This window comes from Aminobacter ciceronei, assembly GCF_014138625.1.
GTDB lineage: Bacteria > Pseudomonadota > Alphaproteobacteria > Rhizobiales > Rhizobiaceae > Aminobacter > Aminobacter ciceronei.
Genome location: NZ_JACJHY010000009.1, coordinates 23,620 through 50,301 on the forward strand (window position 1 = coordinate 23,620; position 26,682 = coordinate 50,301).

General features: G+C 61.9%; 21 protein-coding genes and 1 tRNA gene. 4 read left to right on the forward strand and 18 right to left on the reverse strand.

Annotation, left to right across the window (positions count from 1 at the left end; genetic code table 11):
- Positions 1-123 precede the first annotated feature (123 nt).
- The 9 genes from HNQ95_RS11105 to HNQ95_RS11145 all read right to left on the reverse strand — a co-directional run bounded on the left by HNQ95_RS11105 (position 124) and on the right by HNQ95_RS11145 (position 13,243).
- Positions 124-1,893 (reverse strand): KAP family P-loop NTPase fold protein, encoded by a 1,770-nt coding sequence (locus HNQ95_RS11105; RefSeq protein WP_182574116.1) that lies wholly within the window; start codon positions 1,891-1,893, stop codon positions 124-126.
- Between the two features lie 255 nt (positions 1,894-2,148).
- Positions 2,149-2,871 (reverse strand): uracil phosphoribosyltransferase, encoded by a 723-nt coding sequence (locus HNQ95_RS11110; protein ID WP_182574115.1) that lies wholly within the window; start codon positions 2,869-2,871, stop codon positions 2,149-2,151.
- Positions 2,868-3,722, reverse strand: a complete 855-nt coding sequence (locus tag HNQ95_RS11115) for a hypothetical protein (protein ID WP_182574114.1) — start codon at positions 3,720-3,722, stop codon at positions 2,868-2,870. The genes HNQ95_RS11110 and HNQ95_RS11115 overlap by 4 nt, the downstream gene beginning before the upstream one ends.
- A gap of 1,067 nt (positions 3,723-4,789) precedes the next feature.
- Positions 4,790-8,569, reverse strand: a complete 3,780-nt coding sequence (locus tag HNQ95_RS11120) for a vitamin B12-dependent ribonucleotide reductase (RefSeq protein ID WP_067961478.1) — start codon at positions 8,567-8,569, stop codon at positions 4,790-4,792.
- A gap of 633 nt (positions 8,570-9,202) precedes the next feature.
- Positions 9,203-9,694: an NUDIX hydrolase gene (locus HNQ95_RS11125; protein WP_067966450.1), complete on the reverse strand. Its 492-nt coding sequence runs from the start codon at positions 9,692-9,694 to the stop codon at positions 9,203-9,205.
- Positions 9,695-9,939: 245 nt separating this feature from the next.
- Positions 9,940-10,437 carry a xanthine phosphoribosyltransferase gene (gpt, locus tag HNQ95_RS11130; RefSeq protein ID WP_055970685.1) on the reverse strand — a complete coding sequence of 166 codons (498 nt, stop codon included), beginning with the start codon at positions 10,435-10,437 and terminating at the stop codon, positions 9,940-9,942.
- Between the two features lie 117 nt (positions 10,438-10,554).
- Entirely contained in the window at positions 10,555-11,394 is an 840-nt protein-coding gene (locus tag HNQ95_RS11135) for a universal stress protein (protein WP_067961480.1), read from the reverse strand.
- 92 nt (positions 11,395-11,486) lie between these two features.
- Positions 11,487-12,245, reverse strand: a complete 759-nt coding sequence (locus tag HNQ95_RS11140; RefSeq protein WP_067961483.1) for a competence/damage-inducible protein A — start codon at positions 12,243-12,245, stop codon at positions 11,487-11,489.
- A gap of 119 nt (positions 12,246-12,364) precedes the next feature.
- The gene (locus HNQ95_RS11145; RefSeq protein WP_182574113.1) at positions 12,365-13,243 is read right to left on the reverse strand and encodes a hypothetical protein; all 879 of its coding nucleotides are present in this window, start codon (positions 13,241-13,243) and stop codon (positions 12,365-12,367) included.
- A gap of 146 nt (positions 13,244-13,389) precedes the next feature.
- Here HNQ95_RS11145 and wrbA point away from each other — a divergent pair, with 146 nt between their 5' ends.
- Together wrbA and HNQ95_RS11155 are read left to right on the forward strand one after the other, a co-directional pair.
- Positions 13,390-14,019 (forward strand): NAD(P)H:quinone oxidoreductase type IV, encoded by a 630-nt coding sequence (gene wrbA, locus HNQ95_RS11150; RefSeq protein ID WP_067961485.1) that lies wholly within the window; start codon positions 13,390-13,392, stop codon positions 14,017-14,019.
- Between the two features lie 154 nt (positions 14,020-14,173).
- Entirely contained in the window at positions 14,174-15,163 is a 990-nt protein-coding gene (locus HNQ95_RS11155) for an alpha/beta fold hydrolase (protein ID WP_182574112.1), read from the forward strand.
- Here the strand turns inward: HNQ95_RS11155 and HNQ95_RS11160 are convergent.
- From HNQ95_RS11160 to HNQ95_RS11170, 3 genes are all read right to left on the reverse strand, one after another.
- Positions 15,157-15,513: an SH3 domain-containing protein gene (locus HNQ95_RS11160; RefSeq protein WP_246340673.1), complete on the reverse strand. Its 357-nt coding sequence runs from the start codon at positions 15,511-15,513 to the stop codon at positions 15,157-15,159. The two genes, HNQ95_RS11155 and HNQ95_RS11160, sit on opposite strands and share 7 nt — an antisense overlap.
- Positions 15,514-15,604: 91 nt before the next feature.
- The gene (locus HNQ95_RS11165; RefSeq protein ID WP_182574111.1) at positions 15,605-15,844 is read right to left on the reverse strand and encodes a DUF2188 domain-containing protein; all 240 of its coding nucleotides are present in this window, start codon (positions 15,842-15,844) and stop codon (positions 15,605-15,607) included.
- Between the two features lie 638 nt (positions 15,845-16,482).
- Positions 16,483-16,567: transfer RNA gene (locus tag HNQ95_RS11170), tRNA-Leu, on the reverse strand.
- A 167-nt stretch (positions 16,568-16,734) separates the two neighbouring features.
- Between HNQ95_RS11170 and HNQ95_RS11175 the strand changes: the two genes are divergently transcribed.
- On the forward strand, positions 16,735-17,019 hold the full coding sequence (locus HNQ95_RS11175; protein WP_182574110.1) for a hypothetical protein: 285 nt from the start codon (positions 16,735-16,737) through the stop codon (positions 17,017-17,019).
- A 127-nt stretch (positions 17,020-17,146) separates the two neighbouring features.
- Here HNQ95_RS11175 and HNQ95_RS11180 read toward each other — a convergent pair whose 3' ends face one another.
- The 6 genes from HNQ95_RS11180 to HNQ95_RS11205 form a co-directional block, all read right to left on the reverse strand.
- Positions 17,147-17,998 carry an alpha/beta fold hydrolase gene (locus HNQ95_RS11180; protein ID WP_067961492.1) on the reverse strand — a complete coding sequence of 284 codons (852 nt, stop codon included), beginning with the start codon at positions 17,996-17,998 and terminating at the stop codon, positions 17,147-17,149.
- A gap of 105 nt (positions 17,999-18,103) precedes the next feature.
- The gene (locus tag HNQ95_RS11185) at positions 18,104-19,615 is read right to left on the reverse strand and encodes a tripartite tricarboxylate transporter permease (protein ID WP_067961494.1); all 1,512 of its coding nucleotides are present in this window, start codon (positions 19,613-19,615) and stop codon (positions 18,104-18,106) included.
- Positions 19,616-19,625: 10 nt separating this feature from the next.
- On the reverse strand, positions 19,626-20,087 hold the full coding sequence (locus HNQ95_RS11190) for a tripartite tricarboxylate transporter TctB family protein (RefSeq protein ID WP_067961496.1): 462 nt from the start codon (positions 20,085-20,087) through the stop codon (positions 19,626-19,628).
- A gap of 221 nt (positions 20,088-20,308) precedes the next feature.
- Positions 20,309-21,286 (reverse strand): tripartite tricarboxylate transporter substrate-binding protein, encoded by a 978-nt coding sequence (locus tag HNQ95_RS11195; RefSeq protein ID WP_182574109.1) that lies wholly within the window; start codon positions 21,284-21,286, stop codon positions 20,309-20,311.
- A 212-nt stretch (positions 21,287-21,498) separates the two neighbouring features.
- Positions 21,499-22,854: a sigma-54-dependent transcriptional regulator gene (locus HNQ95_RS11200; protein WP_182585787.1), complete on the reverse strand. Its 1,356-nt coding sequence runs from the start codon at positions 22,852-22,854 to the stop codon at positions 21,499-21,501.
- Positions 22,851-24,692 (reverse strand): sensor histidine kinase, encoded by a 1,842-nt coding sequence (locus HNQ95_RS11205; protein WP_246340672.1) that lies wholly within the window; start codon positions 24,690-24,692, stop codon positions 22,851-22,853. The genes HNQ95_RS11200 and HNQ95_RS11205 overlap by 4 nt, the downstream gene beginning before the upstream one ends.
- 122 nt (positions 24,693-24,814) lie before the next feature.
- Here HNQ95_RS11205 and ade point away from each other — a divergent pair, with 122 nt between their 5' ends.
- Entirely contained in the window at positions 24,815-26,626 is a 1,812-nt protein-coding gene (gene ade, locus HNQ95_RS11210; protein ID WP_067961502.1) for an adenine deaminase, read from the forward strand.
- Positions 26,627-26,682 lie beyond the last annotated feature (56 nt).

Here is a 26,682-nt window from a genome sequence, read left to right on the forward strand (position 1 = left end):
TCCGGAAGGCTTTGAAACGCTCAGGCTGCGCGGCTGGCACTGGCTTACCTGGCTGGTCGTCCGTCCCAGGCGGTACGAGAGGCTGATTCTTGCCCGATCCCCTCGAGGAAGCTGAAGTTCCCATCAGGCTTTCCTCTTCGCGCCAGGCTCGTCTTCGTCCTTCATCATCGCCGTCATCCAGGCGGGTTTCTTCGGTATGCCTGCTAAGAAGCGGACGAGTTTTTCGTAACCAGCTGGGTTGGCCTTTGCCAGCAGGGCAGCGCCGCGGAAGTCGCTCCGAATCCGGCTCCAATCAGGATTACGGTTCATCGCTACGATGATCTCGTCCATCACGTCAGCCATCTCTTCGGACGGAATCTGGTCGATCGCATCCTTGGATGCTTTTGAATTCATCGACACCGTTTTCAGCAATGTACCCACTGCCTTCCGAGCGAGCGGACTGAGATGTGCCGACAAGGTCCGCAACGGAAGTGTTTCGCGTGACAGGTAAACGGCAGGCCTTAGGTCAACGCCACCCAGCAGAGGTTCGAGCTTCAGCCAGTCTGATACGAAGTCGATATGCTTCTGCCAGGTCTTGGGAAGTCGAGCCTCTAGGCTTTCATTCTCTATTGTTTCCAGCTCGGTGAGGAGGGCTGGCTTTCCATCGGGGGCGGAATTGACCAAAGAACTGAAATCCCGGATCGCCTCTTCGCCCATGCAACGTTCGAACAGGGCAAGTTTCGCAATGAAGGCTTCGCTCAATGCCATTCCACGTCGCTTTGCGACAGCCGAACGCATTCGGATGACGTTCAACATACGCTTTACGATGCGAGGATTGCCGTTGATCCGAACGGAATGGGCAAGCAGGGCAGCAAGACGGTCCATTGCCTCAAGGGTCAGCAGAAGCTCGTCGTCGGGTGGCAGGTCCAGCATAACCTGGATATCCTTCACCTCGAACGGCGGTTCGTCGGACCAGCTCTTCCGCAGCTTCGAGATAAGGAAATCGCGTACGTCGTTTGCCTTCTCTGAGCCTGCCCTGGCGATCGCCAGCATAGCAAGGTATGCCCTGACCTCTTGAAGGCCGAGTTTTGGTACCCGGATGGGAATCTGGATCAGCTTGTCGAGATAGTCGGTAACGTGTCGATCGCCCGGTTCAGAGAAGTGTTTTGATACCGCAAGGCGGATCATCTCCTCGTCAGCCGCGACTACGAACGCAGTATTGGGCAGAAACAGAAAGAGCCGCATCGCCTCAAGAGTTGCGATGGCGTTTGTTGGCAGACAGCGGTCCAGGTTGTCGACGAACACTACGAGCCTGCGTCCCATAGAAGATAGAAGTGCGCCGAACTCTTCGCGAAAAGCGGCGATTTCTTCCGGAGCGTTGCGTTTTTCCTGCGGCCTGAGGAGACCGCTTCCGCGCTCCTGAGCTGCCTTGGTAGCGTCTCTAACGGCTTCGACATCCTCCTCGTCGGAAGTGCCTTTCCACATATCTTCCGCGGAGCCAGCCGCTTTCGTGAATAGTCCGAGAGTTGGGACCCCTGCGAGCAATGCACCCACGTCCGCGGCCAGACCAAGCACCTTGAGTTTGTTTATTCGCCGATAGAACCCGGCCGCTCGTTCTTTCAATGTTTCAGGACTGGCCTCATAAAGGCTCTTGGCTATGACGGTCATTAAGGCAGACTTTGCCTCATCGAAATCCTGAAATAACCACGCGTCGAACGAGATAATTAGGTTTCGCTTGTCGGTCGCCAGCTGCTGCTCGACGAGCCGAAGGATGCTGGATTTTCCTACTCCCCAGGTACCATACACGCCGAGAGATATGGGTAGCATGCTGTCGTCGGACAGCATGTCACCAATCATCTCCGAAACCTCTGAGTAGTTTAGATAGTCAACGTCGCTTTCACTGTCCGTCCACATAGTCCTTCCCCAAGCACGCCAAAGAACTTGACCGCAACATATCGCTGGGTCAACCGGTGGTTGGTGCCTGCGGGCTTAAGCCAGGGTGGTATCAACAGGTCAGTTGAAATGCCGGAACGACCCATTTGATCTCATTAGACCGTCGGAAACTATGTTCCAGCGCTAAGACTAGGGACCGTGGGTTTGAAGTGAGCGAGCTAAAAGCGTCCGATCGGACGCGCGCCAGCGCCAATCGCAATGAGATCCAAGAAAACACTAAAAGAAAGGACGATTTGTCGGTTCTCTGCGGCTTATCATCCTGCTCTCCACCAGCGCAGGCATGTAGAAGTTCTTGTCGTCCTGATTGTTGAACCCCATCCTATTATAGACACTACCGCCGATGCCTGGGATGACGTTGCCGTTCTCATCCGCTTGCCCGTCTATGGCCAAAACCCAGTACTCAAACTTATCACCTACTGCAGTGGGAAATTCAGCCTCGAGCCTCTTGCGAGCGCCTTTTAGCATGACTGGCGAAGCGACGTGGATACGCTCCGGGTCTGTCTCGTCGAGCATCCTTAGAAGGCTGGTCCGGATAGTGCACGAACTGGAAACGATGCTCTTCAGCACTACGAAGTGGTCGACGTGTGGTGGGATCGGATCCATGTACTCCTGAATTATGTTCGCAACTTCCTCGCGATCAGGAACTCTGAGAGTCTTACGGTCCATCCACAAACAGGTTAGCCGCACATCTGCGCCAGCCCGGGTAAGAACCTCAATAAAACCGCTTCCTAGCGAGTCTACGTCCTCGACTCCTGCGACCACCAAAACGATCTTGTCCTTAAGATCTACGGTCTCAGACATCCGGTGTGCGAGGTTATCACCCAAGCGCTCTAGTGCGTGCCGATACGCCTCAGGAGGAGTGCTTGTCTCAGTTAAGGCAGCAAGCGAGTTAAGTACGTCGTCCGTAGCTATGCCGAGATATCGCCTGCGAACAGTCATTGCGTATCCTTCAAGAGCGCGTAGAACTCAAGGAAATCCGACGGCGGTGCAAGCTTCAATCTGTTCTCGAAATTGGTCCACCGTTCAGTGCCGCATTCGTAGGGAACATGGCCTCGTCCATTCGAGAAGTGGTAGAGGAGTGTTCTCGCCCGGAGCCCGTAGCCAAAATCAGCTATCTGGTCGAGAATGTTCCGAACGTCCTCCGAAAGCTGAAATTGCGGCTCAAGTGTCCGAAGGGTCCAAGATGACAAACGGCTTGCGCTCCACAGTATCTCTGAAAGGCTCGCATTGCGACCAAGATCTTCCCATGCCGCCAGGATGTGGGCGCGACTATCTCTCTTTGCGTTTTGGGTGTTGTACGGTTCCAGCATGACGCTTACCGCCTCGTCATAGCCTGCAAATGGCGTCTCGAAATGCAGCAAAGCCACGTCACTTAGGTCCTCCGGGCAGCTTTCCCTTAGTTTCGTAACCACATCCGCCCTGGAAACAACGATCTCGATGCATCCTACGATGTCGGCTTCATCGTTGCACGAGCGCTGATGGCGGCAATCTTCATCGAGCCCGTCCCAGCCTTGCTTCTGCTTATCTTTCAGTTGCGAAAAAATTGTGCGGTCAGGAAAGTGGACCAGAAAATCATCAATAAAACAAAGCGCTTGCGCTTGTAGGTAGATGTTTGTCCCATCGTTTTCCGACATGAGACATTCTACAGCTAGTTGAATAATACGTGACAGTGCGTACTCACGCTCGTAGGCAGCCCCTTTGTCGGCACTGTCTCCGCCGCGGCGTTTCCTCTCGACTCTCTTCCGAGGCTCGACACCAAGAAGAGTCTCAATCTGATCGAGGGTCAACATCTCAATGAACAATCTCTGACAAAGTAGGGCTCTGCCCGCTAGCGAATCCGCATGTCATATCATGGCCATCAAGCAAGAGCGCTCAATTGAGGTACCTGGACTAAGTAGTCTTTGCGCCGTCGCGACTGGTGGAGAATTCCTGCAGCGGGATACCTCTCGCGTAGGGCAATTGGGACGCGGAATGTTTGGTCGCTGTTGCCCCGCGACCTCTGTGAGGTGCCTCACTCCACGACACAGAGGTCGAGGGACCTGCGTGTTCCTTGTGTGCTTCCGAGGTTTCCGTACACTTTTCTGGCCGTAGCGGACGCGAATGCCCGGACACACTGGTGTCGGGGCATTCGTCGACTATGTGAGCCGACTTCGAGTGTCGGATGAGCCATATATCTTGACGCTGAGCAAGTTACGGTGACGCGTCAGGCGTCTTCTAACGGCCGAACTTCACGTCTGTAGTTCCGGGTAAATATCCCGCATATCCCGCGTATCCCGGATATCCCGGATAACCGGGGTATCCAGGATATCCGGGATATCCTGGATACCCCCTGTAGGAAGGGGAAACTTTGCGCAGCAGGCGATTTCCGAAGATCGAACCTAGGTAGGTTCCGCTGGTGTCGACCGCGTCGTCGTCGCTCCACGGAAACCATCCCACCCATTTGCCTTTGACATCGAATAGATACTTATCATGGGGTGACCGCCTAAACGCGATCCACTTGCCACTTCTGTCGAAGAGATGCTGAACCATTCAACGAACCTCGAGATCTTTCGTGTGTTTTTTGAGGCTCACCCTCCAGGCCGGGTAAAGGCGGCCGATCGGCCGCCTCAGGAACACAACATTGGCTTTCAGGAACACAACTTTGGGTGTCCGCCCATCAGGGAAGCGCTTCTTTCAACCAAGAGTTCGGCAACAGGTATCGCCGAACTCGCACTTTCCCTTTCGCCCATAAGCTGAGCCCCAATTTCCTATGGGGCTCAGCGAATTCTCACCAGAGACAGACCTTAAGTCGCGCTAGAGCCAAAATGCTTCCCGCAGAGACAAAAGCAGGTCGCATTTATACCACTGCTGGCCAGCCTCAGCTGCACCCTGATGTCGCGCCGCAGGTGTCGCACTTTTCGCAGGTGCCGTTTCGGACCATGGTGAAGTTCTGGCACTCGGAGCAGGAGTTGCCGGTGTAGCCCTGCAGCATCGACTTGGCGCGGCGGTCGGCGGCGACTTTCTTGGCGTCGGAGGCTTCCTGGGCGGCGGCGTCGGTGAACAGCGACGTCGTCACCGTTTCCTCCGTCTCCTCAACGGTGATTTCCTCGGCCAGTTCCTTGGCGCGCTCCTCATAGTCGCGCTTGTAGGCGGTCGATTCCTCAGCCGAGATCGCAGCCTTTGGCGACAGCGACAGCACGTTGGAGCCGGAGAAGGCGGTCACCGGTGTCGCGCGCGCCGGGGCGGTGGTGGCCGAACCCTTGGGGTCGTTGCCGGCGCCGGCCGAGACGACCTTGAGCGGCGAGGCACCGCGGGTCAGGCCCTTGGAGAAGGGCAGGGCCTTGCCTTCGGTGATGCCCTTGCCAAGTGCGGTCTTGTCGAAGTCCGACTGGTCGACATGGGCGAGGTCGTGGCGGCCGAGGTAGCTGACGGCGAGCTCGCGGAAGACGTAGTCGAGGATAGAGGTGGCGTTCTTGATGGCATCGTTGCCGATGACCATGCCGGCCGGCTCGAACTTGGTAAAGGTGAAGGCTTCGACATATTCATCGAGCGGCACGCCGTACTGCAGGCCGAGCGAGATCGCGATGGCGAAGTTGTTCATCATCGCACGGAAGGCAGCGCCTTCCTTGTGCATGTCGATGAAGATTTCGCCCAAGCGGCCGTCGTCGAACTCGCCGGTGCGCAGATAGACCTTGTGGCCGCCGACGACAGCCTTCTGGGTGTAGCCCTTGCGGCGGTTCGGCAGCTTCTCGCGGTCGCGGTAGAGACGCTCGATGACGCGCTCGACGATCTTTTCGGTGACCTGTACCGCCTTGGCGGCGGCAGGTGCTGCGATCAGCGCCTCGACGACCTCGTCTTCATCCTCGTCCTCGTCAGCGATCAGCGAGGCATTTAGCGGCTGCGACAGCTTCGAGCCGTCGCGGTAGAGCGCGTTGGCCTTCAGCGCCAGCTTCCATGACAGCATGTAGGCGCTCTTGCAGTCCTCGACCGTCGCCTCGTTGGGCATGTTGATGGTCTTGGAGATGGCGCCCGAGATGAAGGGCTGGGCTGCCGCCATCATGCGGATGTGGCTGTCGACCGAGAGATAACGCTTGCCGATCTTGCCGCAGGGATTGGCGCAGTCGAACACGGCAAGGTGCTCTTCTTTCAGGAAGGGCGCTCCCTCGAGGGTCATCGCACCGCAGACATGGATGTTGGCGGCTTCGATGTCCTTCCTGGAGAAGCCGATGGCCGGCAGGATTTCGAACGAGAAATCGTTGAGCTGCGCGTCGGTGAAGCCAAAAGTCTCCTTCACCCAGTCGGCACCCAGCGTCCACTGGTTGAACACGAACTTGATGTCGAAGGCGCTCTTCAGCGCCGCATTCAGCGCTTCGATCTTCTCGTCGGTGAAGCCCTTGGCCTTCAACGAGCCGGGGTTGATGCCAGGTGCCTGGTTGAGATTGCCGTGGCCGACTGCATAAGCCTCGATCTCGGCGATCTGGGCCTCGGTGTAGCCGAGCGTGCGCAGCGCCTCGGGTACTGCACGGTTGATGATCTTGAAGTAGCCGCCGCCGGCGAGCTTCTTGAACTTGACCAGTGCGAAGTCAGGTTCGATGCCTGTGGTGTCGCAATCCATGACCAGGCCGATCGTGCCGGTCGGCGCGATCACGGTTGCCTGAGCGTTGCGGTAGCCGTGCTTTTCGCCCAGCTCGATGGCGAGGTCCCAGGCAGCGCGGGCGTGGCTGACCAGCTCCTGCTGCTTGACGTCGCTTGCCACCAGCGGCACCGGATTGACCGACAGCTTCTCGTAGCCGTCCTTGTCGCCATAGGCGGCGCGGCGGTGGTTGCGCATGACACGCAGCATGTTGTCGGCGTTGCGGTCGTAATCGGCAAAGGCGCCGAGCTCGGAGGCCATCTCGGCCGAGGTGGCATAGGCAATGCCGGTCATGATCGCGGTCAGAGCTGCGCCGATGGCGCGGCCTTCGTCGCTGTCATACGGAATGCCCGAGGTCATCAGCAGGCCGCCGATATTGGCATAACCCAGACCAAGCGTACGGTACTCGTAGGACAGCTTGGCGATTTCCTTGGACGGGAACTGCGCCATCATGACCGAGATTTCGAGCACCATGGTCCACAGCCGCACGGTGTGCTCGTAGGCGGCGATGTCGATGCTGCCGTCGGCGTTGCGGTAGGGCAAAAGGTTGATCGACGCCAGGTTGCAGGCGGTATCGTCGAGGAACATGTATTCCGAGCACGGATTGGAGCCGCGGATCGGGCCGGCAGCCGGGCTGGTGTGCCAGTCGTTCATCGTGGTGTTGAAGTGCAGGCCCGGATCGGCCGAAGCCCAGGCGGCGTAGCCGATCTTTTCCCACAGGTCGCGCGCCTTGAGCGTCTTCATCACCTTGCCGTCCTTGCGGGCGGTCAGGTGCCAGTCGCCATCGGTTTCCACGGCGCGCAGGAAGTCGTCCTTGAGCGAGACCGAGTTGTTGGAGTTCTGGCCCGAAACGGTGAGGTAGGCTTCCGAATCCCAGTCGGTGTCGTAGGTCTTGAACTCGATCGAGGTGTAGCCCTGCTTGGCGAACTGGATGACGCGGTAGATGTAGTTTTCCGGCACCGCGTTCTTCTTGGCGGCCTTGATCTCGCGCTTGAGCGCGGTGTTGATCGCCGGATCGAAGCAATCGTCATCCTGGCCTTCGCAGTTGACGCAGGCAGCCATGATCTTGGCGAGGTGCTGCTTGACGATCTTGGAGCCGGTGACGAGTGCTGCGACCTTCTGCTCTTCCTTCACCTTCCAGTCGATATAGGCCTCGATGTCGGGGTGGTCGGCGTCGACGACGACCATCTTGGCGGCGCGGCGGGTGGTGCCGCCTGACTTGATGGCGCCGGCGGCACGATCGCCGATCTTGAGGAAGCTCATCAGGCCCGACGAACGGCCGCCACCGGACAGCTTTTCGCCTTCGCCGCGCAGCATCGAGAAGTTGGAGCCGGTGCCCGAGCCATATTTGAACAGCCGTGCCTCACGCACCCACAGGTCCATGATGCCGCCCTCGTTGACGAGGTCGTCCTGGACGCCCTGGATGAAGCAGGCATGCGGCTGCGGATGTTCGTAGGACGACTTCGACTTGGTCAGCTTGCCGGTGAAGGGGTCGACATAGAAGTGGCCCTGGCCGGGACCGTCAATGCCATAGGCCCAGTGCAGGCCGGTGTTGAACCACTGCGGCGAGTTCGGCGCGACCCGCTGGGTGGCGAGCATGTAGGCCAGTTCGTCCTTGAAGGCGCGGGCGTCGCCTTCGGACTTGAAATAGCCACCCTTCCAGCCCCAGTAGGTCCAGGTGCCGGCGAGGCGGTCAAAGACCTGACGGGCGTCGGTCTCGGAGCCATAGCGTTCGTTCTCGGGCAGCTTTTCCAGTTCGGCTTCGTCGGGGATCGAGCGCCACAGGAAGGAGGGGACGTCGTTCTCCTCGACCTTCTTCAGGCGGGCGGGCACCCCGGCCTTGCGGAAATATTTCTGCGCCAGGATGTCGGCAGCGACCTGGCTGAACTGCGCCGGCACGTCGATGTTGTCGAGGCGGAACACCACCGAACCGTCGGGGTTCTTGATCTCGGATAGGGCCTTGCGGAATTCGATCTCCGCATAGGCCGATTGTCCATCCTTGGTGAAACGCCGCTCGATGCGCATCGGTCGATTTCCTTTTGTCTATATATAGCGTCTTTCGCGGGAGATTTCCCGTTGCTGATGCGAAAGACGCAAGCCCGTTGATCCGGCTGCCTGGACAGCCGGTTGCCTTTTCCCGGACTAGCCGCCGCCTGGCTGGAGAATCTCCTTGCGGAGACTGCTTTCCTCAAGCCTGCGGCCCGCACCGGGCCCGTCGAACTGAAACTTTGATTGCGATTCCCTCATGGAGGGACAACTCACACTATCTAGCGTTCAGGCTGCCTGCAAACACTAAATATAGTGTTAACAGAAGATTTCCGCCAGTCCCCAATTTTTACCCGCAAACCTCTTGGACACCCCGGAACCGCGCGCGAAACCACCCCGTCTGTGGGGGTGCAAATGCGAGCGGGAACTCACTAAATCTGGAGAAAAGGACCGGCCTCAGAACTTTCCGGTCACGTGCTCAACAAGCGCGCTTGAGTCATAAAAAGCGACTCGGCCGTTAACGTCAAGAAGTCGTTTATGCAGTTTTTGTGACCCCAACATCTTGTGTGTCACTTGTGTGGATAACGGGGAGAACCGGCCGCGTGAACGAAGCCGGCGAAAGGGCGGTCAGGGCGGGCCGCGAACCCTAGACTGCGCGGGCGCAAGCCCGTTTCAGGCGGCGAATTTTCCGTGCGCGGCACCGAAGGACGAGATCAGCCGGCAAAGATCGGGTTCGTTGACCATGCGCGCGGCTTCACTGGGCGAAACCCACTTGCGCGTGCGCTGGCGCCGCTCCTTCCACTTCTCGGCGACCTTGCGCACCTCGAGCGGATAGACGAGCACCTCGCAGGCGACCTGCTCGCCGTTGGAAAGCTCCTTGAGATAGAAATAGCGGCCGGCTTCGTGGGTGTCGACCGATCCGCTGAGGCCGGCTTCTTCGCTCGCCTCGCGCGCTGCGGTCTCGCACAGCCGTTCGGACGGTTCCGGCCAGCCCTTGGGCAGCACCCAGCGTCCGGTGTCGCGGCTGGTGATGAGCATGACCTCGATGCCGGTTGCAGTGCGGTGCCAGGGCAGGGCGGCGACCTGCATTCGGCACGGCGTCGCGCCGAACAGGCGGCGAATCCGCTCAAGAAGGTGATTGTGGTAGCTTGGCTTCATAAGCATCGGCAGTCCCACCCAGCCAGAAGACTCATATGCCGCGTAACGAATTGTACGGTTAATCCTCCGTAACAAAAGTAAATAGATTGATAATGAAGGCGCCCGGCACGCATCGGCCCGAAAATCGAAATCGATTTTCGGAAAACACGATGCGAACCCTGGATAGTCAGAGCGTCCTTTGCGCGTCCGAACAGGACGCGCGGCGCTCTAACGGCCGGGCCGCTCGAGACTTCGGAGACAGGCGTCGCGGCTCAGCCCATGTGGTCTTCGGCGATGGGCTTCTGGTAGGTGAAGCCGAGATCCCAGGGGAAATAGATCCAGGTGTCCTGCGACACCTCGGTCACGAAGGTGTCGACCAGCGGCCGGCCTTTGGGCTTGGCGTAGACGGTGGCGAAATGCGCCTTGGGCATCATCGCGCGCACGATCGCGGCGGTCTTGCCGGTGTCGGTCAGGTCGTCGACGATCAGCACGTTCTCGCCTTCGCCTTCGAGCAGCGAGGGCGTGATCTCCTTCAGCACCTGCAGCTGACCCTGCGAGGTGTAGTCGTGATAGGAGGCGATGCAGATCGTCTCGATCAGGCGGATGCCGAGTTCGCGTGAGATGATGGCCGCGGGCACCAGGCCGCCGCGGGTGATGCAGACGATCGCCTTCCACTGCGGGTTGACGCCGGCGAGACGCCACGCGAGCGCACGCGCGTCGCGATGGAACTGGTCCCAGGATACGGGAAAGGCTTTTTCGGGAAGGGACATTTGACGCGCACTCCGGCTCGGCGCGCCATATGGCGCGGAAATATGGGAATGCAGGCGGAATTAGCCGGAAAGCCCCGTCCTTGGCAAGGGCGGGGCGGCAGGAGTTGTGCGGTAATCTTACCGCGACAGCAGGATAGCCGTGTCGCCGGCCTGCAGGACGTTGCGGGTGACGCCGCCGAACAGGAATTCGCGGATCCAGGAATGGCTGTAGGCGCCCATCACCAGGAGGTCCGCGCCGGTTTCGACAACCTTGTTGTGGATGACGGCATCGACCGTGTGGCCGCGCGATTCCTGAACACTGACCGACACTTTGGCGCCATGGCGGGCAAAGGCGGAGGCGATCTCCGCACCTGCCGCGTCCATGCTCTGGGCTGCTGTTTCGACCGGATCGATGACCAGGATTTCGGTGGCGTCGGCCTCGATGATGAAGGGCAGGGCGTCAAAGGCAGCGCGGGTGGCTTCGCGGCTGCCGTTCCAAGCGATCAGAATGCGGCGGAATGTCGAGATCAGCGGCGCGGCATGCGGCACGACAAGCACCGGCCGGCCTGCCTCGTAGATCAAAGAGTCTATATCGGCGGCAACAGAGTCCTTCGCATCCGGAGATGCCTGGGCGACGATGACGATGTCGGCGCAACGTGCGCTTTCGACCCCCGACAGCGCGCTGTCGCCGGAAAAGCTCTCGAAACTGCGCCATTCGAACGACACGCCCGACGTCTCGATGCGCGACAGGAATGCCTTCTGCACCTTTTCGGCGCGCTCCTTGCACAGGTCGGCATTGGCCTGGATGAATTCGGTGTCGGGAAATCCGACAGCCGTCGTGTAGGGCATGGCCAGCGCCTCGGCGTGGACGCCGATCAGGTGGCTTTCGTGCCGGTCGGCAAACGGGATCGCCACGTCGAGAACGCGGCTGACGTCGCGTTCGCTCTGGATGATGGCAACGATTGTCTTGAACGGCATGGAACCCTCCTTTGTGCGCAGAAATCTGCTCAGCAAAGAAACACTATCATGCGGCTACTTGTTCCCATGTGACCTGGATCAAGTGTTTGGGATCAAGTCGTTGTGGCGGCTTTGGCAGCAGCTGCGATGTCGGCGAGCATGGCCTCGATGGCGATACGGGCGGCGTCCATGGCCTGCTCGGAGCGGGAGCGCACGACGAGTTCGGTCCAGAAGCTGCCGTCAAGATATTTCGGGTAGGAGCCGATAATGGTGTCGGGATGCGCCTTCTGGATCTCGCCGAGCGGGCCGCCTATGGTGCCTTCGCCATAGGGACACTGCACCGTCGTCGACAGCAGCTTGGCGCCGGTCCTGAGGGTGGGCATGACATTGTCAAGCATCGCCTGGAAAATCGACGGTACGCCGGCCATGACGTGGACGTTGCCGATGCGGAAGCCGGGCGCCACCGAGACCGGGTTCTCGATCAGCTCGGCGCCGCGCGGGGTGCGCGCCATGCGCTTGCGCGCTTCGGAGAATTCGAGGCCGCGCGAGGCGTAGTTGGCCTCCAGCATGGCATAGGCGCGCGGCTCGTATTCGCAGGGCACGCCGAATGCCTTGGAGATCGAGTCGGCGGTGATGTCGTCATGCGTCGGTCCGATGCCGCCCGTGGTGAAGACGTAGTCGTAGCGGGCGCGCACCGCATTGACCGCGGCGACGATCTCGTCCTCGTCGTCGGCTACAACGCGCACTTCCCGGAGGTCGATGCCGGCGGCGGTCATCATGTCGGCGAGGTGGCCGATATTCTTGTCCTTGGTGCGGCCGGACAGGATCTCGTCGCCGATGACGACCATTGCTGCGGTGACGATGTCGGCCATTTGGGAACTCCGCTGTCAGTGAGGTGCGCTGGGGTGCCAGAGCCAGTGAGGTATATGCCGCAGGCATTGGGCCCTGCAACGGTCGTTCGCAAACCGCTTGGGCGGGCTTGCCGACGAGCCTAGTCCCAGACCGGGTTGGTTCCCGATTTATGTGGAATTTCCTCTGCGTATGCACAGGCGAGAAATGTCTGGATCAGACTTTTAATTTCCTTCCATCGGCCGAACAATTGCAATGAGTATGACGCGGTGATGTCGACCGCCTTGTAGTCAAATTGATGCTCGCACTGGGGGGACATTCCGTGGGCTGGGGTGTTGCATTCTAGCAAGTCTTTGAATGGCGCTTCCATTGTCGTGACAAAAATTCTCTTGTTTTGGTATGTCGGCGTTTTGACATCGGTGACCTCGAACAGCCCTTCGGTTTCTGCCGGGATGAGCGTGAAAGGGATCATGTCGAAGGACCACGGCAGCCCAGTTACCGTGCGAATCCTGATCGGAACCAGTTTTTCCACACTGTAGCGGTCGTGGATGAGGAACCTGAATGACGGCGGTTGGTCGTCCGGCTTGATTGGCTTTCCAGCAAGGGTGTGCCTCATCAACCAAGGCAGCGGACCGCCGTCCATACGCATCACGAAGTTCTCGCCGTCTTGGTGGCGCAACATGGTTTGCCCAGCAGTTGTCAGTGGGAGGCTTCGGTAGTCGTTGGGGTATGCCAGCCGGACACTGACCGCCGGGTCGAATGAGGCAGGAGGGGAGGTTCGCGGTCCCTCATCCTCGACAACGATTTGCACGAGCTGGCCGGCGTCTTGAAACATGGCGCATTGGGAAGCTGCTGCCCAGGCAGGACCGGCCACGACCAAAGCGGCTGCAGTCAACACATCGGCTGCACGTTGTCGCCTCAATATGCTCCCCGCAAGCTTGTTGGTGCGGTTACCAGCCGGCCCAATTGGCGACCGTGAAGCTTTAGGAATGCTGAAGGCTGCTGACTGTTCTTCATTCATGTCCCCACGCAACCCGGCAATGGTCGTTGTTTGGTGAACGATGCGTCACGTATTGTCACGCTTTCATTGAACGCCCATTGCATTACATCTCTCCCCAGCCGCCGACCCAAGACGGCGCAACGAGATTTCCCGTTTGGAGAGATGAAATGGCTAAGATTCTTGTTCTCTACTATTCGAGCTGGGGCCACATGGAGCAGATGGCCAAGGCCGCTGCCGAAGGCGCCCGTGCCGCCGGCGCCGACGTGACCATCAAGCGCGTTCCCGAGCTTGTGCCCGAGGCAGTCGCCAAGGCCGCCTACTACAAGCTCGATCAGGAAGCGCCGATCGCCGACCCGCTCGAACTGGCCGACTATGACGGCATCATCATCGGCACCGCCACCCGCTACGGCACAATGGCCTCGCAGATGAAGAACTTCCTCGACCAGACCGGCCCGCTCTGGGCCAAGGGCGCGCTGCTCGACAAGGTCGGCTCGGTGATGGTGTCGACCGCGACCCAGCATGGCGGCGCCGAACTGGCGCTCATCAACGCCCAGATCCACCTGCAGCACCACGGCATGGTCATCGTTCCGCTGTCCTATGCCTACCAGGGCCAGATGGGCAACGACGTCGTCCGCGGTGGCGCACCTTACGGCATGACCACCACCTCGGACGGCGACGGTTCCCGCCAGCCTTCGGCACAGGAACTCGAAGGCGCCCACTTCCAGGGCAAGCGCGTGGCCGAGATCGCCATCCGCCTGCATGGCAAGGGCTCGAACGCCGTCAAGGAAGTTGCATAACAGGGACGTTGCGTAGCAAAGAACTTGCTTAACAGCTTCGGATCGTTATGATTTTTGTGAACGGGCGGCCGCTGGGCCGCCCGTTTTTGCATTGGTGGGTTTGAGCCCGCGCTCCTGGGCGGCTAGACTGCCGGCATTGCTTCCAGGAGGCTCGATGGCGACCGCGACGACGATTATCGGCTGGGCGGCCAGCATCGCCTTCCTAGCCATTGCCCTTGTCGGCGGCTATTTCATGCTGGCGACACGCAGGATCTCGGTGCAGGCCGAACGTGCCGTGCCTGCAAGCGGCAAGTTCCTGCAACTGGGCCGCCACAACATTCATTATGCCGACGAAGGGCAGGGTCGCCCGATCCTGTTCATCCACGGCCTCGGCGCGCAATTGCACCATTTCCGCCATCCGCTGTTTCCCGAATTGGCCGATTTCAGATGCATCGCACTCGATCGGCCGGGCTCGGGCTATTCCATCCGGCCGGCCGGCTTTTCCGGCGGCCTCGTCGAGCAGGCCGAGCTGATCGCGCGCTTCATCGCAAAGCTCGGGCTGGAGCGGCCGCTTGTCGTCGGCCATTCGCTTGGCGGTGCCGTGGCGCTGACCCTGGCGGAAAACCATCCGGAGGCGGTTTCAGGGCTGGTGCTGCTGTCGCCGTTGACGCATTTGGAGGACGAGCTGCGGCCCGAGTTCCGCGCGCTCTACATCAAGTCGCCGCTGAAGCGCCGGCTGGTGGCGGAGACGGTTGCCATACCGACGAGCCTGAAATACGCGCCGCAGACCTTGGCCTTCCTGTTTTCGCCGCAGGCGGCACCGAAGGATTATGGCACGTCAGGCGGCGGTTTTGCCGGGCTGCGGCCGAGCCATTTCTACGCGTCCTCAGCCGACATGGTGGCGATCGAGCTTAATCTCGGCGCCATCGAGGCGCGTTATGGCGAGCTCGACCTGCCGGTCGCGGTGATGTTCGGCACCGCCGACCGTGTGCTCGACTACCGGCTGCACGGTGAACCCCTGATCGGCAGGATCAAGGGCCTGGAACTCGACCTGGTCGAAGGCCTCGGCCACATGCCGCAATTCGTCGTGCCGCAACGGGTGGCGGCGATGATCCGGCGCATTGCTGCCAAGGCATTCGCCTCGGAACGGGCCGAAGGTCAGTAGCCACAGGAATTGCTCATCCATTTGTGGTGGGCCCAGCCTTCAAAACCGTCGCCGCCGGCGAAGTACCAGCTGCCGCGCCTGTCAGTGATCTCGACGGTGTTGCCGTTGAACAACTGATGGATCATCGGCGCCGTGGCGCTCGGGCCCGGCGCGCACGGCAAGGAAGCCGGTGCCGCGGGCCAGGCTGTAGGTACGCGACAGGCCGTGAACGGTGCCTTCGCATATTGCGCCTGCGCCGGTGTCGCGACGCCGATGGATAGCGTTGCCGCAACGGTGGCAAGCACTGCGGCCGAGAGCGCCGCCTTGGTTGAAAATGCTGGTTTGCCTGCAAATACTGACATGAGCGGCATGGTTCGGCCTCCGCCGAGCAACCGGCGTCTCGCCGGATGCCGGTGAGTATCGCTGACATGGCAAAAGGTTCAGGCAGTTCGTTGCAAACGGCTAGTCGGAGACTTCGGTGTCCGGCCTGTCGTCGCCTTTGGCGAGTTCGTCGTGCCAGCGGCCCTCCGCATCCTCGTACTGGATGCCGTCGGTCGAGCCGGCGACGCGCTGTTCGGCTGCCGCAGTCTCGGCGGCCTGCAGGGCGTGATTGTGGGTGGGGAAGGTCTCGGAAAAGGTGTCGCCGACCTTGTAGGCCCAGCCACCATCGTGCTGGACGATCTCATAGACGAGCTTGGCCATGGGTTTCCTCGTTGGGTGGTTTGTCGTTGTGCATCAGCGCCTCAAGGGGCCGTGCTGCCGCGAGTGTCCGCGCGCGACAGTGAGAAGAGCCTCACGACCGTCCCGGCCTATCCGGTGGGCATGGCAAATACGGTGAGCGGTAGGCGACCCAGTGCCGGGCGCAACGGTGCTTGCTGTCAGGCGACAACGGCCGGTCGTCTGGCGCGGAGGCGCAACAGATACACAGCGCGCAATGGATTCATATGCGACCATGCCCGCTCAAACGTTGCCGGGCGCAAATGGTTGCATGCCGTCAAACGGCGTTTTGGACGGTGCTATCTGGTCCGGTTCAGAGAGGGACGATGGAAAACACGACCCAGGCGCCGCAAACGGCGGCGGCAAGTCCAAGGCAGGCGCTACGGTGTTTTTCCCAGAAGTATGGCGCACGTTCCCAATTGTAGTGCATGTACTCGGCTCCCCACTCACAACGCCCCCACGCGGTGAAGTTGTATTTCACTCTGAAACAATCCGCAATTTTCCGGTGTGGTTGTGCGGTGACGAAAGAGTGTGAGCGTGGCAATTATGTCACGCTAATATGTGGGCGGATATGCCTCGCGATCGAGGCTCGATTCGCGTGCGCTGGGCAATGGAGCGATGTTTGGTGCGGACGGCGGGGATCGAACCCGCATAGCCGAGGCTGAGAGATTTTAAGTCTCTTGCGTCTACCAGTTTCGCCACGTCCGCTTGGCTCGCATTTCAACTGCGCAGGCGATTCCGTCAACTGGCCTTGTGCCGCCACCGGACCGTGACGGGCAATTGGTGTCCTGAATGGGGGCTGCCGCGCCATCCAGCTTGGGTCTGGATCGCGTCCCGCCGCGTGGGAACGATCAACTCCAGCAGGTGCTTGCCTTATGCGTCCGGTGTTCCGGGAAGCGCTCGTTCCGTTGAAATCGAGCAGCGGGGACACCGCTGCAGCATCCTTTTTCACCGACTTGCGGGGCGTCTTTCTGGCCGGCTTCTTGCCCGCCTCCTTCGTCGCGACATTTGCCGCTTCCTGCGGTACTGCGGCCGGCAAGGCCGCCTTTGCAGGCGTGGGTTTTGCTGCGGCCGGGGCCGCCTTTTCTGTGAACTTGATTGCCATGCTGTCCGCCATTTCATCGCGCCGCGAGTCAGCGGCCTTGGACTTCCATACATGATTTGTTCCGCGTGGGGGCAATGAAGGGCATGGTCGATGCGACGAACGCGGCGAGCCGGCGCAGCGGCCGATGGCGATCGCTTGTTGCGGTCGCCTGCAAAGGCAGAACGGGCGCTGCGGTTGAAAGTCTACTTCCCGTCGATGAACTCCAGCACCGATCTGTTGTACTCGTCCGGTGCCTGCAGCATGGCGAAGTGGCTGGCGTTGGGCAGGATGATCAGCTCGGCGCCGGGAATGATCGAGGCCATGTATTCGGTGTGCTTGCGCGTCACCGCCTCGTCATGGTCGCCGAGAACGATGGCCGTCGGCGCCGTTATCGTCGCCAGCTGTTCCTTGGTCCAATTCGGCTGCGTCTTCCACATCTCGCTGATCTGGCCGACGAAGGCGTCGTATTCGGTCGGCGTCTTGGACATCCTGGCATAGTCCCTGCCGGAGCGCTCGATATAGGCGCCGAAGGTCTTGTTGCTCTCGACACCGGGATCGACACCATCGGTGGTGACGTTGGCAGCATGTGCGTAGAGCCGCGTCAGGCGCTCCGGGTGCTTCATGGCGATGTCGATACCAATGATGCCGCCGTCGCTCCACCCGACGATCGCGGTCTTGTCGATCTTGAGATGGTCGAGCAGCGCAAGATAATCTGAGGCCATCAACTCATAGCCGAAGGGCTCGGTGGTGCGTGTCGAGCGGCCATGGCCGCGGCTGTCGGCGACGATCACCTTGTGGGTTTTGGAGAACTCGGCCACCTGGCCTGCCCAGATGTCGGCATGGCCGAGGCCGCCATGGATCAGCAGCACCGGGTCGCCCGAGCCGTACACGGCATAATACATGTCGATGCCGTTGACCTTGGCATAGCCGGTTTCGGTGGAGGCCGGCATGGCGGCCGGTTCCGGCAAGGTCAGCCAGCGCTCTTCAGCGCCCACTGCAGCAATGGAAAACAGTGAAACAAAAGCAACAACAACGGCAGTCCAGAAAGAACGCATGCCCGCCTCCGCCCATCTTGTGCGGCAAGTGACTGCCAATGCGCTGGAAAAGTCAACGGGCGGAAGATCCGCCCGTTGGTTTTGCTGCAAGTTGCTGGTTTTTGATCAGCCTTCTTCCTCGACGAAGACCTCGTCGCGCTTCTTGCGAACTGCCGGCAGCAGCACGACGATCAACACGCCCGCGGCTATCGCCAGCAGCAGGGCGCTGATCGGGCGGGTGAAGAAGGTCGTCGGGTCGCCGCGCGACAGGATCATGGCGCGGCGCAGGTTTTCCTCGAGCAGAGGTCCGAGCACGAAGCCGAGCAGCAGCGGCGCCGGCTCGCAGCGCAGCTTGACCAGCACGTAGCCGATGAAGCCGAAGAAGGCGACGGCATAGAGGTCGAAGACGTTGGAGTTGACGCTGTAGACGCCGATTGCACAGAACGCCATGATGATCGGGAACAGCACGTAGTAAGGCACTGTCAGTAGCTTCACCCACAGGCCGATCAGCGGCAGGTTGAGGATGATCAGCATCAAATTGCCGATCCACATCGAGGCGATGATGCCCCAGAACAGCGCCGGCTGCTCGGTAGCCACATTGGGGCCGGGCACGATGCCCTGGATGATCATCGCACCGATCATCAGCGCCATGACGGGGTTGGCCGGGATACCGAGCGTCAGCATCGGGATGAACGAGGTCTGGGCACCGGCATTGTTGGCCGATTCCGGACCGGCGACGCCGGCGACCGCACCCTTTCCGAACTCTTCCGGGTTCTTGGAGACGCGCTTCTCCACCGTGTAGGAGGCAAACGCCGCAAGGATCGCGCCGCCGCCGGGCAGGATGCCGAGTGCGGAGCCGATTGCCGTGCCGCGCAGGATAGGTGCTGCCATCGCCTTGAAGTCCTCGCGTGTCGGCATCAGGCCTGACACCTTGGCCATCAGCACTTCGCGGGTCTTTTCGCTTTCGAGGTTGCGCAGGATCTCGGCGATGCCGAAAACGCCGACGGCGACCGCGACGAAGTTGAGCCCGTCGGCATATTCGCGGATGCCCAGCGTGAAGCGTGGCGTTCCGGTGTAGATGTCGGTGCCGACGAGGCCGAGCAGCAGGCCGAGAACGACCATCGCCAGTGCCTTGACGATCGAGCCATGGGCAAGGGCGATGGATGAGACCAGGCCGACGACCATCAGCGAGAAGTATTCTGAGGCACCGAACTGCAGCGCGATCGCCGTCAGTGGCGGCGCGAAGATGGCAACCAGGAAGGTCGACACCGTGCCGGCGAAGAACGAGCCGATGGCGGCGATCGCCAGCGCCGCACCCGCACGTCCACGCCGGGCCATCTGGTAGCCGTCGATCGCGGTGACGGCGGACGAGGATTCGCCCGGCATGTTGATCAGGATAGCCGTGGTCGAGCCGCCATATTGCGCGCCGTAATAGATGCCGGCGAGCATGATCAGCGAGGAGACGGGGTCGCCGATCTGGAAGGTGATCGGCAACAGCATGGCGATCGTTGCGGTGGCGCCGATGCCGGGCAGCACGCCGATGAGCGTGCCGAGCAGCACGCCGATCAGGCAGAAGCCGAGATTGTAGAGCGTCGAGGCGGTGGAGAAGCCAAGCGCGAGATTGTCGAAGAGTTCCATCTCATACCCCTCAGAACGGCAGCCAGGGGCCGAAGCGCTGGAATGGCAGGCCGAGTGCGTAGCTGAACACGACGACCGAAAACAGAGTCACGCCGGCGGCGAGCAAGACAGCAGCCAGCGGCTTCATCCGGGTCGAGGCGAAGGCAGCGATCAGGCAGGTGATGAAAATCGACGGCACGAAGCCGAGGCCGCGCACGGTGAGGCCGAAGAATATCGGCGCAGGCAGAATGAAGGCCAAGCCGCGCCAGGCGATCGGGCCGATCGGCTCGCCGGCTATGCGGGTGGCCTGGACGATGACGATGCCCCCGAGCAGGATCAGTACCAGAGCAAGCACGAGCGGGAAGTAACCCGGTCCCATGCGGAAAGTGGTGCCGAGGTCGAGGCCGAGCGACTGGATGGCGAAGAAGGCGCCGGTTGCGACGAAGATCGCGCCGCAGGCTCCATTGGTTGGGTCGATGGCGAGGTTTTTCATGCGAGGCCCTCTGCTGGCGCCTGACGTTCTTTGGCTGCCTTGTTCTGTTCCCCGTCCGCCTGCCTTGGCCTGGTCACGCCTGAGGGCGACAAGGGAGCATCGAACGCGCGCATGATCGCGCGGCGTCGGCAATTGGCAAGGGGGTGCAGCGAATGGGCTTCTCCGTCGGGAGAAGGGGCAGCCGGAGAAGGGCCGCGCCGGAGCGCGGCCCGGGTCGTGGCTTAGTCGGCGAACTGGCCGGCAGCCTCGATGATCGGCTTCCAGCGCGCGATTTCGCCTTCGAGCTTGGCCTTCAGTGCTGCCGGGGTCGCGTCCGCCTCCGACGACGGGATGGTGCCGAGCTCGGCGAAGCGGGCAACGACGTTGGGGTCCTTGAGGGCCACCTGCAGCGACTTCGACAGGCGTTCGGTCACCTCGGCAGGTGTGCCCTTGGGCGCGTAGACGCCGTGCCAGATGCCGACTTCCATGCCCTCAAGACCGCCTTCCTTGGTGGTCGGCACGTCCTTCAGCACGTCGAGGCGGGCAGGCGAGGTGACGGCATAGGCCTTGATCGTGCCGGCCTGGATCTGCTTGGTGGTGTTGGTGGTCTGGTCGCACATGATGTCGACCTGGCCGCCGAGCAGATCGGTCATGGCAGGGCCGGTACCCTTGTAGGGCACGGTGACCAGTGGCGTGCCGATGGCGCTCATGAACAGCATGCCGCACAGATGGGATGCTGCACCGATGCCGGCGTTGGCGACGGTGACGGTGTCCTTGTTGGCCTTGGCGTATTCGACGAGACCCTTGAGGTCGGTCGGCGCGAGGTCCTTCTTGGCGACGATGGTCATCGGCACTTCGGTGACCAGGCCGACATATTCGAAGGCGTTCAGCGTATCATAGGCGAGCTTGCGGTACAGCGTTGCACTGGTGGCCATGCCGATGTGGTGCAGCAACAGCGTGTAACCGTCCGGATCGGCGGAGGCGACGCGGCCGGCGCCGAGCGTGCCGCCGGCACCGCCGACGTTTTCGACGATGACCTGCTGGCCGAGATCCTTGGACATCGATTCAGCGACGAGACGGGTGACGGTGTCGGTCGGGCCGCCGGCGGCGAAGGGCACGACGACGGTGATGGTGCGTTCGGGATAGCCCGCGGCATTGGCAGCAAGCGGGAAAATGGTAACGGCGGCTGCCGTCGCCAGCGAGGCGATAAGTTTCTTCACGGAATCCTCCCAGATATCGGAACTCGACCTCCGCCTTGACCACAGCTCCTCCGGGGCCGGCGTTGGATGGCCGATTGGGCGGCAGCCGGAGCCGTTCCGCAATGTCACGCAGCCACGGTTGACGCATAAAATGCCATGTCGACCTCGATGGTGGGTGGAAAAGGTAACATCTGCCTTTCCCGGTGTGTGGAATTCCACACACCAAGCGGCAGCTACTGCTCGGAGGCATCCGCCATGCCGACCTGATTCTTGTCGAGACCATAGCGCTGCATCTTCTCGTGGAGCGTCTTGCGCGAGATGCCGAGCTGCTCGTAGACCGGCTTGAGGCTGCCGCCATGAGCGACGAGGGCTGCCTGGATGACGTTCTTCTCGAAGCCGGCGACGCGCTCGGCCAGGCGCTCGTCGCCGTCGCTGGAGCCCTCTTCGGTGGACTGCAGCCCGAGGCCGAGCACGAAGCGGTCAGCGGCGTTGCGCAATTCGCGCACATTGCCGGGCCAGTCGCGCCGGGCGATGTCGGCGACGATGCGGGGCGGCACCTCCATCGCCTCGCGGCGGTAGCGCCCGGTTGCTTCGCGCACCAGCTGCAGGAAAAGCAGCGGCACGTCCTCGCGGCGCGCCGTGAGCGCGGGCATGCGCAAGGTCACGACGTTGAGCCGGTAGAGCAGGTCGGCGCGGAAGCGTCCGGCAGCAACCTCTGCGTCGAGGTCGGCCTTGCTGGTGGCGATGAAGCGCACGTCGAGCGGTATCGGCTCGTTGGAGCCGAGGCGAAAGATGATGCGGTCCTGGATGACGCGCAACAGCTTGGCCTGCAGGTCTGCCGGCATCGAGCCGATCTCGTCGAGAAGCACCGTGCCGCCACGGGCATGCTCGAACTTGCCGTAGCGTGGGCGCAGCGCGCTGGGGAAGGCGCCGGCCTCGTGACCGAACAGCTCGCTCTCGATCAGGGTTTCGGGCAGGGCGGCACAATTGATGGCGACGAAGGGTTTGGTGGCGCGGCTGCTGATGTCGTGCAGCGCACGAGCCGCCACTTCCTTGCCAGTGCCGGTGTCGCCGATGATCAGCGCGTCGGCATCGGTTCCGGCAATGGCGCGCAGCTTGTAGCGCAACTCGACCATGATGTTGCTGCGCCCGGGCAGGCGGGCCTCGAGGTCGTCGTTCTTGCCAGCTGCGGCGCGCAGCTCCCGGTTCTCGAGTACGAGCTTGCGCCGGTCGATGGCGCGCGCAGCCATTTCGGCAATGTGCTGGGAGGTGAAGGGTTTCTCGATGAAGTCGTAGGCGCCCTCGCGCATGGCGCGCACGGCAAGCTGGACATCGCCATGGCCGGTGACCAGGATGACGGGAATGTCGGGGTCGACCTCGTGGATGCGTCCCATCAGCGTCATGCCGTCCATTCCGGGCATGCGGATGTCCGAGACGACGACGCCGTTGAAGCCCTGGGTGATGAAGTCGAGGGCGCGCTCGCCGCTGGGGCTGTCCTGGACGGCGAGGCCGGCGAGGTCGAGCGACTGCGCGGTCGATCGGCGCAGCTCGTCCTCGTCGTCGACCAGAAGCACGACCGGCGGCTTCATTCCGCGGCCTCGCGCATGGCGGAGCGCATCGCATCGAGCTCGATCGTGAACAAGGCCCCGCCCTCAGCATGATTCATGACACCAAGACTCCCACCGAAGTCTTTGATGATATTGTATGAAATCGAGAGCCCGAGACCAAGGCCCTTGCCTACGCCCTTGGTCGAGAAGAACGGGTCGAAGATGCGTTCGGCGATGGCCTTGGGCACGCCGGGTCCATGGTCGCGTACAGTGATGGTGACCTTGCCGGCCTTGCGCCTGGCCATCAGTTCGATGCGGCGGTCGGGCAGGCCTTCGATGGCGTCGGCGGCATTGGTGACGATGTTGACCAGTACCTGCTGCAGGCGCACCGAGCCTGCCTTGACCGTCAACGGGCTCGGCCCGAGGTCGACGGACAGTGTCGCATCCGCTGCCTTGAGACGCCAGCCGACGATTTCCTGGGTGTCGTGGACGACCTCCTGCAGCGACACCGGGCCGAGCTTCTGGTTCGGCTTGCGGGCGAAATTGCGCAGATGCCTGCTGATCGAGGCCATGCGGTCGGTGAGGCTCGAAATACGCGAGACGTTGTCGCGGGCCTCGGCGACGCGCTCGCGGTCGATCAGGATCGCGGCATTGTCGGCATAGGTCTTCACCGCAGCCAACGGCTGGTTGAACTCGTGCGACAGTGCCGCCGACATCTGGCCGAGGGCCGCGAGCTTGCCTGCCTGGATGAGGTCGGCCTGGGTCTGGCGCAACTGTTGCTCGGTGGCGCGGCGCTCGGCGACCTCGGTTTCCAGCCGTGTGTTGACCAGTGCCAGGTCGGCTGTGCGCTCCTCGACGCGGCGTTCGAGCTCCTGTTGCGCCGACTGCTGCATCTGCATGCGTTCTGCGAGCCGAGCACGGCGCTGCAGGACGATGGCACCGGCGAGTGCCGCTAGGCCGAGCGCCAGCAGGGCAAGCACGACAGCCGTCAGCGACTGGGCGCGGGCGGAACCCGTGTCGGCCAGCACATGCACCGTCCAGCCAGCCTCGGGCATCTCCTCTGCAACCTCGAGGAACTCGCGGGTGTTGCCGCGTTCGCTTATCGCCAGCAATTCGCGGCCGTCGGCCATGAAGCGCGACACGGGCAGGTTGCGCAGGATCGCATCGGAATAGCGACGCGAGGCGGTGGTGCGCGCCAGCATCTCTGAAGTCAGCGGCTTCATGCTCGAATAGAGCCAGAGCGGGCGGCTGCTCATGAAGATGATGCCTTCGGGGTCTGTAACCGTCAGCTCGAAGTCGCCGCCGCGCCAGGAGGCCTCGATCTCCTCGATATGGACCTTGAGCACGACGACGCCGGCGACGCGCTCGCCGAGTATTACCGGCGCCGAGAAGTAGTAGCCGCGCATATTGGACATGACACCGAGCGCAAAGAAGCGGCCGATGCCGCCGCGGATGGCATCCTGGTAGTAGGGGCGGTAGGAATAGTTCTCGCCGACGAAGGTGGTGGGCAGGTCGTAATTGCTGGCCGAGATCGTGTCGCCGCCCGGCTTGATCAGATAGATATCGGACGATTCGAGCAGACCGTTGATCGACTTGAGGTAGCGGTTGGCCACGTCGCGCAGCGCCTGGTCGTCGGGCGAGGCGAGCAGCAGCTGGATGTCGTCATTGTCGGCGATCAGCTGCGGCAGCGACTTGTAGCGGCTGATCTGGCCGGTGAGAGCCGAGACGGCAAGCCGGAGCGTCGTCTGTCCACGCGCCTCGGCTTCATCCATATAGGCGCGCGTGGCGAGCCGGCCGCCCAGCACCACGATCGCAAGCGCCAGCGCTGCCAGGGCAAGCCCCGGCCACAACAAGCGGCGACCGTTAAGAAAATGCTGCATGACGCGGCCCGAACCGTTTCTGCCGCCAAGTATAGCGGGGCGGTGATGCCGCACAACCAAGGCTCTGTTTTCCGTCGCGGCTTTCGCTACAGTCGTTGCGAAAGAACACAGGATTCCTTGCAATGCCCAACACGACCGCCTTCGCCAAGCCGCGCCCCTGGACCGAGACCGCACCTGCACTGGTCGACGTCGCGATGGGCCGCAAGCCGGCCGACCTCGTCATCCGCAACGGTCGCTGGGTGAACGTGCATTCGGGCGAGATCATCCCCGGCACCGACCTAGCCATATCAGCCGGCCGCTTCGCATATTGCGGGCCCGACGCCAGCCACGCCATCGGCCAGGGCACCAAGGTCGTCGACGCCGGCGGGCGCTATCTCGTGCCGGGCCTGTGCGACGCGCATATGCATGTCGAGAGCGGCATGGTCACCGTCACCGAGTTTTCCCGCGCCGTCATTCCGCACGGCACCACCTCGATGTTCATTGACCCGCACGAGATCGCCAATGTGCTCGGCCTCAAGGGCGTCAGGCTGATGCATGACGAGGCGCTGGCCATGCCGATCAACGTCCATGTGCAGATGCCGTCCTGCGTGCCGTCGGCGCCGGGGCTGGAAAATGCCGGTGCGGTGCTGACCGTCGAGGACGTTGCCGAGGCGATGAGCTGGGAGAACATCGTCGGCCTGGGCGAAGTGATGAACTTCCCCGGTGTCGCCGCCAACAACCCGGTTATGACAGGCGAGATCGCCGAGACGGTGAAGGCCGGCAAAACCGTCGGCGGCCACTATGCTTCGCCCGACCTCGGCCTGCCGTTTCACGGCTATGTCGCCGGCGGGCCAGAGGACGACCATGAGGGCACCCGCGCCGAGGACGCTATCGCCCGCGTCCGTCAGGGCATGAAGGCGATGCTCCGTCTCGGCTCTGCCTGGTACGACGTTGCCAGCCAGATCAAGGCTGTGACCGAGATGGGCATCGACCCGCGCAACTTCATCCTCTGCACTGACGACAGCCATTCCGGCACGCTCGTTCATGACGGGCACATGGACCGCGTCGTTCGCCACGCCATCCAGCAGGGGTTGAAGCCGGTGACCGCGATCCAGATGGCGACGATCAACACCGCCCAGCATTTCCGCCTAGAGCGCGAGATCGGTTCGATCGCGCCGGGCAGGCTGGCCGACGTGCTGATCGTCTCGGATCTGGCCGAAATGAAGATCGACGAGGTTTATGCCCGCGGTGTGCGCGTCGCCAAGGCTGGCAGGCTCGACATCGACATTCCGGCCTATGCCTATCCCACTGAGGCCAAGAACACGGTCAAGCTTGGCAAGCAGCTCGGCGCGCTCGATTTCGACATCAAGGCACCCGAGGGCGCCAACGAGGTGCGCGTTCGTGTCATCGGCGTCATAGAGAACCAGGCACCGACGCGCGCGCTGGAGGCCGACCTGCCGGTCGAGGATGGGCTGGTCGGCATGGACCGCCGCAACGACGTCTGCCAGATCGCGCTTGTCGAGCGCCACCGGTCCACGGGGCAGGTGACCAACGCCTTCGTCTCGGGCTTCGGCTACGTGAAGGACTGCGCGCTGGCGTCGACTGTCGCCCATGACAGCCACCACATGATCGTCGTCGGCACCAACAAGGCGGACATGGCGCTGGCCGCAAACCGGCTCGGGCAGGTCGGCGGCGGCGTCGTGCTGTTCTCCCAGGGCAAGGAGCTGGCGCTGGTCGAGATGCCGATCGCCGGCCTGATGTCGGACGAGCGCGCCGAGATCGTCGCCGCCAAAGCCGACAAGCTTGTGCAGGCAATGCGCGACATGGGCTGCAGCCTCAACAACGCTTACATGCAGCACTCGCTGCTGGCGCTGGTGGTGATCCCCGAACTGCGCATCTCGGATGTCGGTCTGGTCGATGTCAGGACCTTCGAGAAGGTCGATTTGTTCGTCTGAGGCGGAAGCCAAGGGCAGGGACAAAAAAGGGCGCCCAAGGCGCTCGCGCGATGCGC

Coding starts and splice junctions, on each gene's coding strand:
- HNQ95_RS11105 (WP_182574116.1), bottom strand. CDS start 1,893: ATGTGGACGGACAGTGAAAGCGACGTTGACTATCTAAACTACTCAGAG.
- HNQ95_RS11110 (WP_182574115.1), bottom strand. CDS start 2,871: ATGACTGTTCGCAGGCGATATCTCGGCATAGCTACGGACGACGTACTT.
- HNQ95_RS11115 (WP_182574114.1), bottom strand. CDS start 3,722: ATGTTGACCCTCGATCAGATTGAGACTCTTCTTGGTGTCGAGCCTCGG.
- HNQ95_RS11120 (WP_067961478.1), bottom strand. CDS start 8,569: ATGCGCATCGAGCGGCGTTTCACCAAGGATGGACAATCGGCCTATGCG.
- HNQ95_RS11125 (WP_067966450.1), bottom strand. CDS start 9,694: ATGCTTATGAAGCCAAGCTACCACAATCACCTTCTTGAGCGGATTCGC.
- gpt (WP_055970685.1), bottom strand. CDS start 10,437: ATGTCCCTTCCCGAAAAAGCCTTTCCCGTATCCTGGGACCAGTTCCAT.
- HNQ95_RS11135 (WP_067961480.1), bottom strand. CDS start 11,394: ATGCCGTTCAAGACAATCGTTGCCATCATCCAGAGCGAACGCGACGTC.
- HNQ95_RS11140 (WP_067961483.1), bottom strand. CDS start 12,245: ATGGCCGACATCGTCACCGCAGCAATGGTCGTCATCGGCGACGAGATC.
- HNQ95_RS11145 (WP_182574113.1), bottom strand. CDS start 13,243: ATGAATGAAGAACAGTCAGCAGCCTTCAGCATTCCTAAAGCTTCACGG.
- wrbA (WP_067961485.1), top strand. CDS start 13,390: ATGGCTAAGATTCTTGTTCTCTACTATTCGAGCTGGGGCCACATGGAG.
- HNQ95_RS11155 (WP_182574112.1), top strand. CDS start 14,174: ATGGCGACCGCGACGACGATTATCGGCTGGGCGGCCAGCATCGCCTTC.
- HNQ95_RS11160 (WP_246340673.1), bottom strand. CDS start 15,513: ATGCCGCTCATGTCAGTATTTGCAGGCAAACCAGCATTTTCAACCAAG.
- HNQ95_RS11165 (WP_182574111.1), bottom strand. CDS start 15,844: ATGGCCAAGCTCGTCTATGAGATCGTCCAGCACGATGGTGGCTGGGCC.
- HNQ95_RS11175 (WP_182574110.1), top strand. CDS start 16,735: ATGCGTCCGGTGTTCCGGGAAGCGCTCGTTCCGTTGAAATCGAGCAGC.
- HNQ95_RS11180 (WP_067961492.1), bottom strand. CDS start 17,998: ATGCGTTCTTTCTGGACTGCCGTTGTTGTTGCTTTTGTTTCACTGTTT.
- HNQ95_RS11185 (WP_067961494.1), bottom strand. CDS start 19,615: ATGGAACTCTTCGACAATCTCGCGCTTGGCTTCTCCACCGCCTCGACG.
- HNQ95_RS11190 (WP_067961496.1), bottom strand. CDS start 20,087: ATGAAAAACCTCGCCATCGACCCAACCAATGGAGCCTGCGGCGCGATC.
- HNQ95_RS11200 (WP_182585787.1), bottom strand. CDS start 22,854: ATGAAGCCGCCGGTCGTGCTTCTGGTCGACGACGAGGACGAGCTGCGC.
- HNQ95_RS11205 (WP_246340672.1), bottom strand. CDS start 24,692: ATGCAGCATTTTCTTAACGGTCGCCGCTTGTTGTGGCCGGGGCTTGCC.
- ade (WP_067961502.1), top strand. CDS start 24,815: ATGCCCAACACGACCGCCTTCGCCAAGCCGCGCCCCTGGACCGAGACC.